The sequence below is a fragment of the Myxococcales bacterium genome (assembly GCA_016703425.1).
Lineage (GTDB): Bacteria > Myxococcota_A > Polyangia > Polyangiales > Polyangiaceae > JADJCA01.
Map to the genome: position 1 here is coordinate 12,708 of JADJCA010000030.1, position 16,755 is coordinate 29,462.

The 16,755-nt window shown below is 68.4% G+C and carries 13 protein-coding genes; 3 read left to right on the forward strand and 10 right to left on the reverse strand.

All coding sequences use genetic code 11. The features are described 5' to 3' along the window. Position 1 precedes the first annotated feature (1 nt). The 7 genes from IPG50_36640 to IPG50_36670 all read right to left on the reverse strand — a co-directional run bounded on the left by IPG50_36640 (position 2) and on the right by IPG50_36670 (position 7,959). Entirely contained in the window at positions 2-3,205 is a 3,204-nt protein-coding gene (locus IPG50_36640; protein ID MBK6697675.1) for a 4Fe-4S dicluster domain-containing protein, read from the reverse strand. Then, positions 3,202-3,831 (reverse strand): cytochrome c3 family protein, encoded by a 630-nt coding sequence (locus tag IPG50_36645; GenBank protein ID MBK6697676.1) that lies wholly within the window; start codon positions 3,829-3,831, stop codon positions 3,202-3,204. Before IPG50_36645 ends, IPG50_36640 begins: the two co-directional genes overlap by 4 nt. 217 nt (positions 3,832-4,048) lie before the next feature. Further along, entirely contained in the window at positions 4,049-4,522 is a 474-nt protein-coding gene (locus IPG50_36650) for a hypothetical protein (GenBank protein MBK6697677.1), read from the reverse strand. Continuing rightward, a complete protein-coding gene (cyoE, locus tag IPG50_36655; GenBank protein MBK6697678.1) occupies positions 4,519-5,412 on the reverse strand; it encodes a protoheme IX farnesyltransferase in 894 nt (297 codons plus the stop codon). Before cyoE ends, IPG50_36650 begins: the two co-directional genes overlap by 4 nt. Before the next feature lie 96 nt (positions 5,413-5,508). After that, a complete protein-coding gene (locus IPG50_36660) occupies positions 5,509-6,024 on the reverse strand; it encodes a hypothetical protein (GenBank protein MBK6697679.1) in 516 nt (171 codons plus the stop codon). Next, on the reverse strand, positions 6,014-6,907 hold the full coding sequence (locus tag IPG50_36665) for a hypothetical protein (GenBank protein MBK6697680.1): 894 nt from the start codon (positions 6,905-6,907) through the stop codon (positions 6,014-6,016). The genes IPG50_36660 and IPG50_36665 overlap by 11 nt, the downstream gene beginning before the upstream one ends. Next, positions 6,904-7,959, reverse strand: coding sequence for a glycerol-3-phosphate dehydrogenase (locus tag IPG50_36670; protein ID MBK6697681.1), 1,056 nt, complete (start codon positions 7,957-7,959; stop codon positions 6,904-6,906). Before IPG50_36670 ends, IPG50_36665 begins: the two co-directional genes overlap by 4 nt. A 180-nt stretch (positions 7,960-8,139) precedes the next feature. Here IPG50_36670 and IPG50_36675 point away from each other — a divergent pair, with 180 nt between their 5' ends. After that, the gene (locus IPG50_36675; protein ID MBK6697682.1) at positions 8,140-8,919 is read left to right on the forward strand and encodes a MerR family transcriptional regulator; all 780 of its coding nucleotides are present in this window, start codon (positions 8,140-8,142) and stop codon (positions 8,917-8,919) included. Beyond that, entirely contained in the window at positions 8,916-10,451 is a 1,536-nt protein-coding gene (locus tag IPG50_36680; protein ID MBK6697683.1) for a hypothetical protein, read from the forward strand. Before IPG50_36675 ends, IPG50_36680 begins: the two co-directional genes overlap by 4 nt. A 7-nt stretch (positions 10,452-10,458) precedes the next feature. On the opposite strand, the gene IPG50_36685 is transcribed toward IPG50_36680, so the two are convergent. From IPG50_36685 to IPG50_36695, 3 genes are all read right to left on the reverse strand, one after another. Beyond that, complete coding sequence (locus IPG50_36685) at positions 10,459-11,352, reverse strand: hypothetical protein (protein ID MBK6697684.1); 894 nt, start codon at positions 11,350-11,352, stop codon at positions 10,459-10,461. A 175-nt stretch (positions 11,353-11,527) separates the two neighbouring features. Further along, positions 11,528-12,643 (reverse strand): hypothetical protein, encoded by a 1,116-nt coding sequence (locus IPG50_36690; protein ID MBK6697685.1) that lies wholly within the window; start codon positions 12,641-12,643, stop codon positions 11,528-11,530. 137 nt (positions 12,644-12,780) lie between these two features. Next, on the reverse strand, positions 12,781-14,208 hold the full coding sequence (locus tag IPG50_36695) for an amidase (protein MBK6697686.1): 1,428 nt from the start codon (positions 14,206-14,208) through the stop codon (positions 12,781-12,783). Between the two features lie 126 nt (positions 14,209-14,334). On the opposite strand from IPG50_36695, the gene IPG50_36700 reads away from it, so the two are divergent. Further along, positions 14,335-16,752, forward strand: a complete 2,418-nt coding sequence (locus tag IPG50_36700) for an ATP-binding protein (GenBank protein ID MBK6697687.1) — start codon at positions 14,335-14,337, stop codon at positions 16,750-16,752. The last annotated feature ends 3 nt before the right edge of the window (positions 16,753-16,755 follow it).

Genomic DNA, 16,755 nt, shown 5'->3' on the forward strand with positions numbered 1-16,755 from the left:
GTCAGGCCATCTCCTTGTTGAGGTTCCGAACCTTGCCTAGGTAGGTCGTGCGGGGGCCGGTCCCGAGCTCCGCGAGCAGTCCGTAGTTGCGAGCGCTCTTGGTGGCCTCGGCGACGCGCGCCTTGGGGTCGTTCAGGTCGCCGAAGCTGATGGCGTCAGCGGGGCATGCTTGCGCGCAGGCCGCCATGACGTCGCCGTCCTTCATGGGCTTGCCGGCGCGCTTGCTCGCGAGCTTGCCCTCTTGAATGCGCTGGACGCAGTACGTGCACTTCTCCATGACGCCGCGGAAGCGCACCGTGACGTTGGGGTTGAAGAGCATCTTCTGGGTCTCGGGCATCGACCCGTAGGTCGACTTCGCTTGCTGCTCCATGGTGGCGTCGTCGCCGCCGGCGAAGTTGCCGCTGAACTCGAGGTAGTTGAAGCGACGAACCTTGTAGGGGCAGTTGTTGGCGCAATACCGCGTGCCGATGCAGCGGTTGTAGGCCATGTCGTTGAGGCCGTCGGGGCTGTGTGCCGTCGCGTTGACGGGGCACACGTTCTCGCAGGGTGCCTCTTCGCATTGCACGCACGCGACGGGCTGGTACGCGACGGCCGGCTCGTTCTCGTCGGCGCCGACGAAGTAGCGGTCGATGCGGAGCCAGTACATCTCGCGGCCCTTGCCGACCTGCTCCTTGCCGACCGTCGGGATGTTGTTCTCCGACTGGCAAGCGACCATGCAAGCGCTGCAGCCGGTGCAGGCGTTGAGGTCGATGTTCATGCCCCACTTCTGGCCCTTCGAGTAGTCGACCTTGTCCCACAGCGGCAGGACCCGCGGGTTGGGGCTCTTGTACTGAACGAAGTCGGGCTCCTTCTTGTACTGCTCGAGCGTCGTGTCGATGGCGAGCGGGCGGCCCTCCATCGATTGGTGCTCTTGCGTCTGCGTGACTCCGAGATCCTTGATCTGGGCGAAGCCGCGGTCGACGTGCGTGAGCCACTTGCGGCCGAGGCCGCGGACCGCACACTCGCCGAAGTCGAGCGACTGACTTGCCCGCAACGGGTAGACGTCGACGCCGCACTTGTTGCCGAAGCGGCCCGCCTTCTTGCGGCCCCAACCGACGTTCAAGCCCACAACGCCGTCGGCGTGACCTGGCTGAACCCACGCGGGAAGCTCGACGCGGGCCCCCTCACGGATGACCTCGACGGCGTCGCCGCTCTGGACACCGAGCTCTTTGGCCGTCTTCGGCGACAAGAGCGCGACGTTCTCCCAGACGACCTTGGTCATCGGGTCGGGCAGCTCGAGGAGCCAGGGGTTGTTGCCGTGGCGTCCGTCGAAGAGCTTCGGGCACGGCGAGAAGACGGCCTCGAGGCCAGCCCCGCCCTTCGGCGAAGACTTCGCGAGGGCCGCGGAGATGTCCGCCGTGCGCACATCGCCCGGCGCCATGGTCGGCGGCCTGAGCGGCGCGCGATCGCCGACGAAGCCCGACTTGAGCGAGCGCTTCCAGGTGGTCTCGAAGCCGAGGCCACTGTCGAGGGTCGCCTTGACGGTCTCTCGGACGAGCTCGTAGGCCTTCTTCGGCTTCGCGTCCGCGCCAGTCAGCGGCAGCATCATTGCGAAGAGCTCGAGGTCGCTCTTGCCACCATGAAGCGGCTCGATGAGCGGCTGTTGAATCGACCAGGTGCCGTCGAGCGAGCGCTGATCGCCCCAAGCTTCGAGCTCGTGGGCTCGCGGCAAGTGCCACGAGGCGAGCGACGAGGTCTCGTCGACGTGCGACGAGAGGTGAATCGTGTGCTTGGCCTTCTCCACGCGCTGCGCGAACTTCGCATCCGCGGGCGCGTCGTGCGCCGGGTTGCCACCGACGATGATCAGCGTGTCGACCTTGCCGGCTTCGAGATCTTGGCCAAGGGCCATGATGTCTTGCGGCGCGTTCGGCTCTTCCGCGTCGGCGACGGGGACGTAGGAGAGGACGGGACCCACGGCGCCTAGTGCGCTGTTGAGCGCGCAGGCCAGGGCGGGAACGGCCGCCGGCTGACGGGCACCGGCGACGATGACCGCTCGACCGCGATGGGCGAGCAGATCCTTGGCGACGGCCTTGAGCCACTTCTCGGGGATGCCCTCGGTGGGCGCGTCGCCAGGCGTGAGACCCTTGAGATCGAGCCCCTGAGCGGCGAGCTCTTTGGCGAGCGCGCGCGCGTAACGTTCGACGTGGCGCGCCGGCAGGCGGAGTCGGTGATCGGCGTTCGAGCCGGTCGTGGAGTGCACCGGCTCAACCACGTAGAGCCGGCTCATGTTGTCGGCGGGGCCGCGGAGACGTCGGCCCTTGGCGAACGTGCGGCTGGCGCGGACCGAACCTGACTCGGTCTGCAGGAAGTCCGAGTCAAGGGAGAGGATGACCCGTGCCCGGTCGTATTCGACGATGGGGGTGACCGACTGCCCGAGGGCGAGCTTGGTGCCTTCGGCGGAGCTCGACTCGGTGAAGGGCGCCCAGGTGTGGAAGCGAGCGTTTGGGAAGCGAGCGCGGACCTGGCCTCGAACGCGCATGAGCGTCGGCGAGGTGGTCGGCTGCATCAGGACGCGGAGCTTCGCGCCCTTGTCGGCGTCGTGGGCCTTCAAGAGGTCGGCGAAGGCGGCCTCGAATTCAGGCCAAGAGGCCTTCGCGCCCTTCGCCTTGAGCGGCGTGGTGGAGCGATCGGGATCGTAGAGGTCGAAGATCGACGCTTGCGTGATGAGATCGGTTCCGCCGCGGCTCGCAGGGTGCTGCGGGTTGCCCTCGATCTTCGTGGGACGGTTCTCGTGGCTCTCGACGAGCAGGCCCAGCGATTCGCCGCGTCGGCTCGTGACGGTCGCGAAATATTCGCTGATGCCGGGGACCGTGTATTCGGGCGACTTCGTGTACGGCAGGATCTTCTCGGCGGGGCGGCGAATGCAGCCTTCGAGGCCGAAGAGCGCCGTGACGCCGACGCCGAACTTGAGGAAGCTGCGGCGCCCGGCTTCGACGTTGCCGAGCGCTCGCGCCCCGACGTCCGCACCGGACGCCATCGGGTTTCGCAGCGCGAGCTCGCCGGCGGCGCCCTCGGAAGGACCCACGCCGAGGGGGAACTCAGCCTCCTTCGCGGCGAGGTTTCGCTTCGGGTCTTCCTTCTCCTCGAGGCTCCGCCAGAACAGGTTGGAGCCCGACGAGGCTTCGGGAGACGTGTCTTGGAACGTGTACGGACTGCGACGGCTCATCGGTGGCACCCCGAGCAGTGCTGCGGCGGATTGACGCTGGGAGGTTCGAAGCCCGGCGGGTTCATGGCCGCCGTCCACTCCATGTTGGTGATTTGATCTTTCGGCCTGAGATTCGGCTTTGGATCGCGGTGGCAGTCGAGACACCAGCCCATGCTGAGCGGCTGCTCTTGGCGGACGACTTCCATTTGATCGACGCGGCCGTGGCAGCTCGTGCAGCCAACGCCGGCGTTCAAGTGAACGCTGTGATCGAAGTAGGCGTGCTCCGGGAGCTTGTGGACCTTGACCCACTCCACGGGGAGGCCCGTTTCCCAGCTCGCGCGAACGGCGGCGAGGCGCGCCGACTCGGGCTTGACGACCGAGTGACAGCCCATGCACGTCTGCGTGGGAGGAATCATCGCGTGCGCGGCGCGCTCGACGTTGGCGTGGCAGTACCGGCAATCGAGGCCGATCTGACCGGCGTGCAGCTTGTGGCTGTACGGCACCGGTTGCCGCGGGGCGTACCCGACCTGCAGATGCCTCGGCGAAAAGTAGTACCAGACGGCGAATGTCGCGCCGCCGAGGGCCATGGCGAGTCCTGCCGCGGCGATGAAGGGGAGCTTGTTGAGCGATCGCGGGAAGATTTGCATGCCGGTTCCCGTTGGTACCTCGCGTGAGAGCCACCGCGCGCTAACCCCAAGAGGGAGCGCACCGTCCGCGTCGGAATCGACACGGAGACCCGGGATCACCAACCGCGTGAGGCCCGCAGCCGGGCGTCCTTATAGGGGACATTGGCTATCCCGCACAACCCTTTCCGCTGACCGCGTGTGCACGCAAATCTTGCGGGATCCTACCGCTCAAGGACGTTCACCTCATCCTCTGCTGAACGAGGTCGGCGGCCTCCTTGCGGTGGATGGGGCAGCTCCGCGCGATGACCGTCAGACGCACCGGTCCTTCGGCCGTTCGGTCGCGAACGATGACGGCCGAGTCGGAGAGCTCGAAGTCGCTGCCGCGCGCCGCCGGGTCGCCCTTGGGAACGTCGGCGCGGATCGCCATGAGGACGCCCAAGTGGAACTCGAAGGTCGCGGCGATGGGGCCGTCGCGGGTGGCGTCCGTGGGGCGCCACGAGAGGATGAGGTCGTCACCGACCCGCGTGTCCCATTGCCCGAGGCCGGTGGCATCGAAGCGCGCGCGCACGTCCCGCACGGTCATGCCGAGCCGTACGCCCCGTAGCTCCGTGAAGGTCGACGAGCGGCCACGCAGCAGCGCGCCGGCGAGCAGCAGGACAAGCAAGACCGCGGCGGCGATGGCCGGCGCGATCCAGCTACGACGCCCCTTCACGGCCGGAAGGCGACGAGCAACGCGAAGAGCGCCAGGAGGTAGACGATCGAGTAGGCGAAGAAGGACTTGGCCCAGCGATCCTTCGAGGGAACGGGCACGTCAGCACGGCCGAGGCCGTAACATGCCCAACCGAGGAAGACGCAGCCGATGATGAACGCGCCGACCAGGTATCCCTTGCCGGCGAGACCGAGCGGGAAGACGAGGAGGCTCGTGGCGACGAGCGCCGCCGTGTAGTTGACCATCGCGCGCTTGGTCGCGGCGACGCCCGCCTCGTTGGGCATCACCTTGAGGCCCGCCGCCGCGTAGTCTTCACGGCGGAACAGGGCGATCGCCAAAAAATGCGGAATTTGCCAGAAAAACAGCACCCCGAAGAGGACGAGCCCCCCCACGTCGACGCGCGACGTTGCGGCCGTCCAGCCGAGAAGCGGAGGGATCGCGCCGGGCACCGCGCCGACGAACAGCGAGAGATGCGACCGCGGCTTCATCGGCGTGTAGGCCAGCACGTAGCTGACGTTGGCAAGGGCCGCGAGGAACGCCGTCGTGAGGTTCACGCCGATGGCCAAGATCGGGAGGGCGACGATGCTCGCCGCGAGGCCGACCCAGAGGGCCACGCGCGGCGACATGCGACCGGCGGGGAGCGGGCGGTTCCGTGTTCGCAGCATGAACCGGTCTGAATCGCGCTCAAGGAGCATGTTGAGCGCGTTGGCGCCCGAGACCACGAGCGTGGTGCCGATGACGGTCAAGAGCGCCGCCATGAGCGGCACTTTTTCCGGCGCGAGCCAAAGGCCGCCGGCGGTGGTCACGAGGACCATGGCCGTGATCCGGGGCTTCGTCAGCGCGAGCAAGTCACGCAGCGACGTGGTCTGTTCGGCGACGCGAGCTTCCGCCATGGCCGTGCCCTTACCACAACCCGTGGCAAGGGGCACCCGCGGTTCATAGGGCACGCGGCTTAAGGCGTCGCAGGGCGCCCAGGAGGCCGCAGAACGCTACGTCGGCCGCCGGAGCGCCGGGTAGATCGCTCGGTAGCGCTCGTAGAGCGCGTCGTAGCGGGCCGCGTCGGCGGTCGGTTCGAAGGCGCCACCGGCGCGCGCCATCGCGGTCGCCGCGGCGAAAACGCCTGCGTGGAGGCTCGCGCCACCGGCCGCCAGCATCGCGGCCCCGAGGGCGGTCGCTTCTGGCGTCTTCGTGCGCGCGATGCGTCGAGCCATGACGTCGCAGACGATGCGGCAGAAGAGGTCGCTCTTGGAGCCGCCGCCCATCACGACCAACTCGCGGAGCGGGTGGCCGAGGGCACCTTCCACGGCGCGCGTGTGGAGGCGCTGTTCGAAGGCGAGGCCTTCGAGGATGGCGCGGTAGAGGTGCGCCGGTCCGTGCTCGCCGGAGAGGCCCACGACGATTCCGCGAGCGTCGTCGTCCCAATAGGGATTCATGACGCCGTTCCAGTAGGGCACCACGAAGAGACCGTCGGTCCCCAAGGGCAAGCGCGCCGCTTCATGTTCCACCTCGCGGAGCAGCTCCGCCTCCGTCGCGCTGTCGTTGGCGCTCTTTCGTCGCAGCCACTTCTCTGCGAGCCATGACAGCGTGAAGGTCCCGCCCTTGAGATCCGTTTCGAGGAAGTACGTTCCTGGGAGCGCGCCGTAGAGCGTTCGAAAGGCGCGATCGACCCGGTAGTCGCGCAGCGTCCCGTGGGGGGAGCCCTGTTCGGTCGGCCACGTGGCTGCGCAAAGCGCCCACCGGCGCGCCCGGCTCGACGAGGGTCGGAACGCTCCCGCGATCGAGCGACAGGTAGCCGAGCAGCTCGTCGGACCAATCGCGCGCCTTCATGTCGACGAGTCCGAGCGGATCGGCCGACGCGAGCGACGTCACGAACTCGCCCGTCAGGCGCTGCACGAGAAACGCGTGGACGTCGAGAAGGCGAGGGCGCGCGCGCGTAAGCGCCGGCGCCAAGCGCGACAAGAGAAACGACGCCTTGTAGAAGGACGGTGTGACGCACGGCGGTTTGCCCGTCACCGCGTGGAGATGTTCGGCGCCGAGCGTGGTCGTTGCCCGCGCGACCTCATCCTTGCATCGTGCGTCCATCCACACGAGGGCCGGGTGGAGCGGGGCGCCCGCCGCATCGGTCATGACGAAGGTCTCCCGTTGGTGGGCGACGGCCATGGCGCGAACGCGCTCTCGGTCGGGCCCCAACGCGGTCGTGAGCTCGCCGAGCGCTTCAAGGGTTGCCGTCCACCACGACTCGGCGTCCTGCTCCCAGCCGTCAACGCCTCGCGAGACGAGGGCGAGCGCGCGCCGACCTTCGGCGACGGGCGTTCCGTCGAGCTCGAAGGCGATGGCCTTGCAAGCCGTGGTGCTGGCGTCGACGCCGACGACGAGCGGACCGTTCACGAGGGCCCGCCAAAAAACGTCTCGAAGGGAACGGGGTGCGCGGGGCGCCCTTTGGCGACGCCGATCAGATGTCGCAAGAGCGGAAGCTCGCGTGGCTGGAGCTTGCCTTGCGCCTCCCAACCGGCAACGGCCTCCGCCATGACGTCGAGGATTTCGAGGCACTCGAGCGTCGCGCCCTCCATCTTGAGGATGGCGTCGGGAAGCGTAAGGCCAAGGCCGAGCCAACGACCGAAACGGCCCGTCCTTCCTCCGTTGCAGGTGACGTTCAGGTCGCCCACGCCGGCCAGGCCTGCGGCGCTCTCGGCGTGGCCGCCGGCCAGCGTCACCACGCGCGCCATCTCCACGGCGGCTTCCGCGAACACCGCGGCCTCGTGGTTGTGCATCGCGACACTGCCCGCTGCTCCGCCGGCTCGTTCGTGCAAGCCCGCGGCGAAGCCGACGCCCATGGCGAAGGCATTCTTCAGCGCCGCGGAGACCTCAACGCCGACGACGTCAGCGCTAGGAAAGATCCGGTAGTAAGGGCCCCGAGCGAGGGTCGCGAGGGCCGACACGTGGCGAGCGTTGCGGCCCGTCATGACGACGCAGGTGTCGACGCGTCGTGCGAGCTCGCCCGCGATGCAAGGGCCGCCGACGCCAACGGGCGCAAAGGTGGCGCCGCCGCGCTCCGAGAGGACCGTCGCGAGCACATCGGGCAGCGAGACGAGCTCGCGGCCGTTCCACGCGAGGCCTTTGGAGATCATGCCGATGGGGACGTCATCGCGCATGACGTCGCGCAGCTTCTCGCCGGCCCAGCGGACGCCCGCTGAGCTCACGCCAAGGACGATCGCGTCGACGTCGCGGGCCGCGACTTCGAGTTCGTGGGAAGCGAAGGGTGTGATGCCGGTGGGCACGGCGAGCTTCAGCTTTGGGTGCGGTTCGCCAGACTTCAACGCCGCAATGATGGCGTCGTCCAAGTGCGTGCCGACGAGGCGCACCGTGTGGCCCGCATCGACGAGGGGCCAAGCGAAGGCAGTCCCCATCATGCCGGCGCCGAGGATCAGGATGTTGGCCATGGCGCATCTTCGCGAACCGATGCGGCAAACCCAACGAGAAAACATCCCGCGACGGGTTGCCGCACGGGCCGCCGAGGCCTCCCTTCGGCCGTTGACACCGAGGCTCGGGCTTACTAGGAAGTGAGAAGTTCGACTTCCCACTTTATGACCCTGCCCGCGAATCCACAAAAACCGGTAAAAATGTCGGCCCTCGCGCGCCTGAGCGGCGTGCCGGCGGCGACCATCAAGCACTACTTGCGCGAGGGTCTCCTGCCGCAGCCCGAGCTCAAGACGGGCCGGAACATGGCGTTCTACGACCCGGCGCTCGCGGGCCGCATTCGTCAGATCAAGACGCTCCAGCGAGAGCACTTCCTCCCGCTGCGGGTCATCAAGTCGGTCTTGTCGGACGGGCCCTCGGCGCGCGATGACGTGCACGCCCGCGCCGCCATCGCGCAGACGCTCGCGTCCATGGCGTCGTCTGAAACGAGAACGCGAGCGGAGCTGCTCGGTGCCGGCGCAAAGCCCGACGACCTCGCGTTCTTCGAGGCCGTGGGCCTGATCTCCGGCGCGAAGGTCGGCGACGACGTGGTCTACGGTGGCGAAGACCTGGCGCTCCTGCGCGTCCTCGCGGACTCGCGGCGCGCCGGCATCACGCCGGAGATGTTGCCGCCGGAGATCGTCGCGCCCTACGTCCGCGCCATTCAGGAGCTCGTGAAGGTCGAGCTCGAGATGTTTCGCCTCGGCGTCGTTCCCCGCGCCGGCGATCGCCTGGGCGAGGTTACGGAGGCGGCGACGCGCCTCTCAGAGCGCCTTGTCGTCCTCGTGCGTCGAAAGATGCTCTTGCCGATGCTTCAGGCGCTTGTCGAAGCGGAGCTGGTGGATGGGGCTCGTCGTGGCCCCAGTGCTCCGTCGCGGCGCGCGCGAGGGGCGCGGCCCTCCAAGCCCCCGGTCCGACGAACGGAAAGGAAGACCTCTCGATGAACGCTCTCAAGCTCATTCGCCATGGCCTCGCGCCCTGGCTTGCCGTTGTCGTCGCCGCGGCCTGCGCGGCCCCATCGGGCGATCGCGAGGAGCTCGGTGCGGGGGCCCAGAAGCCGCCGGGGGAATTGGCCGTCGCCGGGGACGCCAGCGCGACGCCCGACGCAGCGGGGGCGACCGATCCGTTTGCGCCGCAGCCCGATGAGAGTGAGGGCCTCACGAACGTTGCTGCCGATCTCGACGCCATCCTCGAGCATGGCGCCCTCAAGGGAGCGTGCGACCGCTACCGCGCGGGACAGGTTGATCGCAAGACGACGCTTCTCTGCGGCAAGTGGATGTACTTCTACGAGTCGTTCGGTACATCCGGCGTGCCGTCGGCGATCTTGAAGTTTCTCGCGCAGAACTTCCCCGACGAACTCGGCTACGGCTTTGAGAAGCTCGGGATGATCCTCGACCCGTCGTCTCCCGACAAGTTGCCGCTCGGCCTCGCGCCGACGGCGCCCCTCGAAGGCAAGTTCGAGTCGCTCGCGTTCACGTGTGCGAGCTGCCACTTCGGGCGGCTACCGGACGGCCGCTACGCCGTTGGAGCTCCCAACCACGACTACGACTATGGGCGTCACATCCTCTCGATTTCACTGGCGCCAAGCGTCGGTCTCGGTCGCTCCAAGGCTGCCGACCACGACGCGAGCGCCATCGCCAAGGTGCAGCCGGTGCTCGACAAGATCGCCGGTAGCTTGACGTTGAAGGCGAAGTTTGGCCTCGCCCTCCTTCCGCTCGCGTCGCTCAAGCAGCCGGGCATGAGCCCCGAGGTGGAGCGCCAATACGCGTCATGGGGACCGGGGACCCTAGACTTCGTGATCGCGCCTTTGCCCATCGACGATGGCGTCCACGTCGTCGGCAAGATGATGGGGCTCTGGGGGATCCCGCGTGAAGCGGAGATCAAGTCTTCCGGTATGGCCGACGCGATGCTCGCGTGGACCGGCGACACGGGCTCGCTGGAGGAGTTCTTGCGAGGCTTTGCGATCTTCGGCGGCGTGACGCCACCCACGCCACAGACCTTCAAGCCGCTCGTCGAATACGTGCACTCGCTGAGGGCTCCGGCGAATCCAGCGCCTCCCGCGCCCGCCCTCGTAGCGGAGGGTCAATCGCTCTTCGCGAGCAAGGGCTGTGCGACGTGCCATGACGGTCCGCGAGGGAGCGGCAAGCGCGTCTTTTCGTTCGATGAGATCGGCACCGACCGAGCCCTCGCAAAATGGATCGATCCGACGACGTCCGGCGCCGCGTGTTGCGGTCTGTCTTCGGAGGTGCCGCCGGGCATGCTCAAGCACGGCGTCAAGTCGCCGCGCCTCGTGGGCACATGGGCGCTAAGGCGATTCCTCCACAACGGCTCGGTCTCGCTCGATGAGCTCTTTTGCCTGAAGGATCGCCCAAAGGTGCAGGAGGAGTCGCTCCGCGCGGAAGGGCACGCGTTCACGTGCGACGGACTTACGAAGGTCGAGCGAGAGGCTCTCAAGGCGTACGTGCTGGCGCACTGAATTCGCATCACTGCCAATCGAGGGCCACGTTGTCCGTGCGGAGTCGGTGACCGGGCGTGACGCCGCCGGGCGACCACGTGATGCCTGGGCGAAGCTCGGCCGCGCTGGTCACGAAGCGCGCGTCGAGCGCAAAGTCGACGACGCCGCTCTTGCCGTCGGGGCGCGTCACTTCGCCGTGGGCCGTGCGGGTCGCGAAGTCGACGCGTATCGCGACATGGTGCCAGCCATCGCCCGGCTCGATGGCGATGGCGGCGTGGTTGTCCTGCAAGTAGCCCACGCTGCCCTCGCAGTATTGGTTGATGTAGAGGGTCGCCTGCATGATCGTGGGCTGGATGGCGCAGCCGCTGCCGCCGCCGTAGTTGAACGCAAGCTCGCCGAACTCGACGCTCTTCGTGGTCTGGACCTCGTCGAGTCGAACGTCGTAGGACCACGCGGCGCGCGTCGGCGAGCCGCCTTGGAGCGGCAGGCGAAGGTAGGCGGCCCCCGAGGAGCCGTCGTTCATGCTCGAGAGCAGCACGGCCTCGTCGACGGCGAGAGTTCCCGCCACGAGGAACGGCGCGAGCGCCGGGAGCGAGCCGCTGTCGAAGTCGACGCACGAGCGTGGCGCGGGGCTCCAGGTCGAACAGGGCCCGCTCTTCTTGGCGCCCAGAGGCGTCGGCGGGGCTGCGGTGCTCGGCCCAGACGCGGCGGTGTTCGATGGCGGGGGATCGGTCGCGCCGGTGGCGGTGGCGCCCGACGCCGGCGAGCCGGGCGCTGCGCTCGCGGCGCCGCTCGCGCGACCGGGATCACCCGCACCCGCCGAGCCCGCTGACACGAGTCCGTCCGCATCCGTGAGGACGGTGCAACCACCAAGCGCTAGCGCGGCGGCGGAGGTGACGAGAAGGGCGAGCGGGGCCGGCATGCTCTTGGGTGCGCTTTGGTGGGCCCGAGCTCCACCGCGCGGGCGCAGGCCCTGTCGCAAAGGTCACGCCGCAACAACGCGGCGCAATCTTGGTTCGTTCCGCGGTGGCTCCCCGGATCAAACGGATCCGATGACTGGAGCGCGGCCCACTCGGGGGCCGTGGAGGCCCGTGTGGTTAGAAGAACCCGCCGCCCTGGAGGCTCGGATCGGCGCGGCCGTTTTCGCCAACGGTGGGCGCGTCGACACCGCTCTTTAGCGCCATCAACTGGGCGTCGATGACGTCCTTGAGAACGCCCGTCGCGGCGTCGAGCAGCGGGTTGTGGCCGACGAGATCGGAGGGCCAGTGCATGAACACACGTGGCGTCTTCCTCAGATCATGAGACACGCTGATCTTGACGTAGTCGTCTTCGGGGCCCGAGCGGTCGAGCGCCTTGAGGAGCGTGACCTGACGCCGCGGATTCTCCATCAGGTAGTTGGTCACGTAGGTGACGTTGTTGCAGAGGTACGTGTTGCCGCCGCGGGGAAAGCCGGCGAGCTTCGCTCCCGTCAAGACGTCGCCGAGCTTGAGGTCCCCGTCGCCGACGTCGGCCCTCTCGCGAATCGAGAGCGCGGCCGCGGCCTGCACCGCGTCCCAGGACATCCGAAGGCCGCGCGTCGGCAGCGCGCGTTGGATGATCTCCGGCTCGCGCCCTTCCGGCGCGTAGGGGACGAGGATGTCGGAGCCGTCGGAGCTCCGCATCGCGCGGTTGACGGAGCCGAGCTCGATGTAGAGCTCCTGCCGCGAGCCGGCGACGCCGTTCATGATGACGAGATCGGGCTTGAAGGCCTCCACCTCTTTCGCGATGAGGATCGCGGCGAGGTCCCAGAAGACCGGCAAGATCATCCCGCAGACGTCGACCTCGCCAATCTTGGGCAGACGCATGCGCATGAGCGTGCCGGAGCGTGCCTGCGCGTCGGGCGGGTCGATGGCTCCCGGCTCCGGCGCGTTCGTCATGGGGTACTCGAGGCTCGAGAGCCGAGAGACGATTCGCCCCGTGGCGTTGTCTTGAATGTGCATGAATCGGCCGAAGCCGGTGACGAGCACACGGGGACGAGTCCCCTCTGTTCGGAGGCACTTGGCGGCGTAGCTCTTCGCGAACTGGACGTTGGCTTGGTACTGAGCCCTTGCGAGCGGCGTGCGGTTGTCGATGACCACGGCGTCTTCGCTCTCCTCGTCGCCTGCGCTCGTGGAGGCATCGGCGCAACCGGCGCCGACCAAGGCCAAGAGGAGAAGCGTCAGGGCGGCGCGCATGTGAGGCTGCAAGCACGGACCAGGCCAGCGATCAGGCGTGCCGCGCCGCCGAAATCAGCCCCGCCTCCTCCGCGCTGGTGACACGACGATCCAGCGCGAGGTCGAGCCGTGCGTCGCCCCGTCACCGGCCACCCGCCTCAACATGGATCGATCACGCGGCCCGCACCGAAGCTCGCTTCGAGGGCCTCGGCGGCCGAGAAGAGCGTGTCCTCTCGGTACCGACTCGCGATGAGCTGCACGCCGAGCGGCAGCCCCGCGGGGGTCGACTCGTCGCCGGCGGTGAGCCCCACGGGGACGGTCAACGCGGGCAGACCGAGCACGTTGACGACGCGGAGCGGGCGCTGCGCGGCGCCGCTCGCGCCATGCGCCTCCGGCGTCGTGCAGTCGAAGCCAAGGCGAAACGGCGGCGCGAGGCTGACGGGCGTCAGCACGAGGGGGTACCGCTCCATGAAGACGAGCCACTCGCGCAGGTAGCGGGCGCGCTCGGCCAAGGCTGTCATGTACTCCGGTAGCGCGAGCGGTCGCGTCACGTCGAGGTTGAGGGCGATGGCTCGCGCCAGCTCGGCGTCTCCCATCTTCGTCATGTCAGCGGCGAAGAGCTCACGAACCTCCGCCAGCACCAGCAGCAGAAAGAGCTCGTCGATGCGCTCGAGGTTCGGCGGTTCGATCTCGTCGACCTCGTAACCAGCGCTTGCGAGGGCCGTCGCCGCCGCGCGAACCGCCGCCTCGACGTCCCGATGCACGCGCGATCGCTGGCCGCCGAGCGTCATGGCTACCCGAACGGGGGTCGCCAGCGGTGGCCCCTCGAGCGGCGCCGGTACCCACCAAGGATCGCGGGCGTCGAACTTCGCCATGGCAGCGAGGCCAATGCGGAGGTCTTTGACGTGACGCCCCAAGAGTCCTTGAACGCTCATGACCTGGGCCGTCGGGGGACGCTCCGTCGTGGCGGTCCCGTTGAAGGTAGGCACGCGGCCCATGGTGGGCCTTAGGCCGAGGGTGCCGCAGCAGAAGGCGGGGTAGCGAATCGACCCGCCGTAGTCGTTGCCGTGGGCCAAGGTAGAGGCGCCCGTCGCGACGGCCGCGGCGGCCCCTCCCGACGAGCCGCCCACGGTGCGCTCGCGGTCCCGCGGGTTCCAGGTGCGGCCGTAGACGTCGTTGTTGGTGTCGTAGCGAAAGCTGAAGGCCGGTGTGTTCGTTCGTCCGAGGATGATGGCTCCGGCGTCGCGCCAGTGCCTGACCACGGGATGATCGCTCGTCGCCACCACGGTCTTGAGTGCTGCGACGCCGTTGACGTTGGCGAGCCCCGCTTGGTCGATGTTGTCCTTCACAGTGCCCCGGACCCCCGCCAGGATCGGGGGTCGCTCGCCGCGAGCCAGGGAGCGGTCGAGGGCGTCGGCGTCGGCGAGGGCCGCTTCGCGAAGCGTCACGACGACGGCGTTGGTGCGCGCGTTGACGGCGTCGAGCCGCTCGAGCGCTGCGAGGGCGACGGCGCGCGCGCTGAGTTCGCGCCTCGAGACGGCGCGCGTGATCTCCGCGGCACTCCATTGCCAAGTGGGGCGACTCATGACGCCGTCGTGCCAGTGCCGCGGCCTCGCGTCCACCCCGCTCCGAGGCTGGTGCGCGCCGCGGTGCGGGCGCGTCGCCACGTCGCGCCTCGCGCCATGGATTCGCGCGGTGTATAGCGTCGTCGCATGGATGCCGTGGACTACGAGAAGCTCGGGGTGTTCTACCTGGGACGATTGAGCGGCGAGGCCGGCGAGATTGGGGAGGCCGTGGCGGAGAGCGCCCTGCCGTTCCTCTACGAATCGAAGCACTTGCTGACACACGCCTTGTGCGTGGGCATGACGGGCAGCGGAAAGACCGGTCTCTGCGTGTCGCTCTTGGAGGAGGCGGCCATCGACGGCGTGCCGGCGCTCATCATCGACCCAAAGGGCGATCTGTCGAACCTCCTCTTGACGTTTCCCAAGCTCGAAGCGTCGGATTTCGCGCCCTACTTGGAGGAAGAAGAGGCCCGACGCAAGGGCAAGACCGTGGCGGCGCTCGCCGAGGACGTCGCCGCCGGCTGGCGCGACGGGCTCGCGGCGTGGGGCCAGGACGGAGCGCGGATCCAGAAGCTCCGCGAGGCGTCCGACGTCGTCGTCTACACGCCCGGCAGCAGCGCGGGGATCCAGCTCTCGTTGCTCGGTGCGTTGGTGCCGCCACCGGCCAACGTGCTCGAGGACGCCGAGGCCTTCGCGGGGCTCGTCGAGGGGGCTGCGTCGAGTCTCCTTACGCTCGCAGGTGCACCGTCTGAGCTGCGTGGCCGTGAGCATGTCTTCGTTTCGCAGCTCGTGGCGACGGCCTTCACCGAGGGACGCGAGCTGGATCTGCCCCGCCTGATTCAGGCGGTCCAGAAGCCTCCGTTTGCGCGCGTCGGAGCTCTAGACCTCGAGACCTTCTTTCCGGCGAAGGCTCGGAGCGAGCTGGCCACCCAGCTAAACGCGCTGGTGGCGTCACCGGCGGCCGCGATGTGGGCGCGCGGCGAGCCCCTCGACGTAGGGCGCATGTTGACCGGCGAAGGCGGGAAGGCACGGCTGGCCATTGTGAGTCTGGCGCACCTGTCCGACGAACAGCGCATGTTCTTCGTGACGCGTCTTTTGGGCGCCGTCATCGCTTGGATGCGGCAACGCTCCGGCACGACGAGCCTGCGGGCCATTCTCTACATGGACGAGATCTTCGGCTACTTCCCACCGACGGCGGCGCCGCCATCGAAGCGACCCATGCTGACGCTGCTTAAGCAGGCGCGCGCCTTCGGCCTCGGCGTCGTGCTCGTCACGCAGAACCCCGTCGACCTCGACTACAAGGGACTCGGCAACTGCGGAACCTGGTTCTTGGGGCGCCTCCAAACGGAGCGCGACAAACTCCGCATCCTCGACGGCCTCGAGAGCGCGCTCTCGGGCTCAGGCCACGCCCTCGACCGTGCCGCACTCGATAGCGCCCTGTCATCGCTGAAGAGCCGCACGTTTCTTTGCCACGACGTGCACGCCGCCGGCCCCGTCGTCTTCGCGTCGAGGCACAGCCTCTCGTACCTTCGCGGTCCGCTCGCGCGCGAACAGCTGACGGCGCTGATGAGCGCGCGGCGCGCCGGCGGCGAAGCCGAAGCCCACCAAGCTCCTGCGACCAACGACGCGGGCGGCTTCGTCAAGGACCGACCTGCGGTAGCCAGTGATGTCGCGGAGGCGTTCTTCTCGCCCCGCGTCACGACGGAAGGCGTCGTCTACCGGCCCGGCGTTCTGGCCGTGGCAAAGCTCCACTACGTCCACGCGAAGTCGAAGCTCGACGAGTGGCGCACGTTGGCGCTCGTCGCACCCTTCGTCGACGGCCTGCCGCGTTGGGAGCACGCCACGTCGTTGACCTTGCCGTTCGTCGCCGCTGCTGGCGGTGAGCCCGTCACGGGAGCTCGCTTTGAGGTGCCGCCTCTGGTGAATGGCAAGCTCGCCGCCGCGTGGCAGAAGCAGCTCTCCGCCCACGCGTTTCAGGAGCGCGGCCTCACGCTCTTTGAGTGCGAAGCGTTGGGGGAATGGTCACGGGCCGGCGAGTCGCTCGCTGAGTTTCAGGCAAGGCTCGCGCATGCGCATCGCGAAGCGCGGGACGTTGCGATGGCCAAGCTCGATGCCAAGTACAAGCCCAAGTTTGAGCGCCTCGCAGAGAAGATTCGAGCCGCCGACGCGAAGGTCCAGAAGGAGCGCGCCGACGTTCAAGGACAAACGGTCAACACGGCGGTGGCCATTGGTTCCGGCGTGCTCGGGGCCGTCTTCGGGCGCGGCGTCTTGACGGGCGCCAACGTGTCGCGAGCCGGGTCCGCTGTTCGCAACGCTCAGCGCATGACGAAGGAGCGGGACGACGTGCTGCGAGCGGAGGAGACCGCCGAAGAGCTTCGGGCCAAGTGGACCGAGCTCCAAGGCGAAGCGAACGGCGAGCTCGCTCTGTTGCGGGAAGGCGCGGGCTCGCTCCCCTCGATCGTCGAAACGCGGGTTGCTCCCCGCAAGGGCGACATCGCGGTGGACCGCTTCGCGCTCGCGTGGGTACCGTTTGCGCCCGGCGAAGCGGGCCTCGTTCCCGTCTGGTGAGGC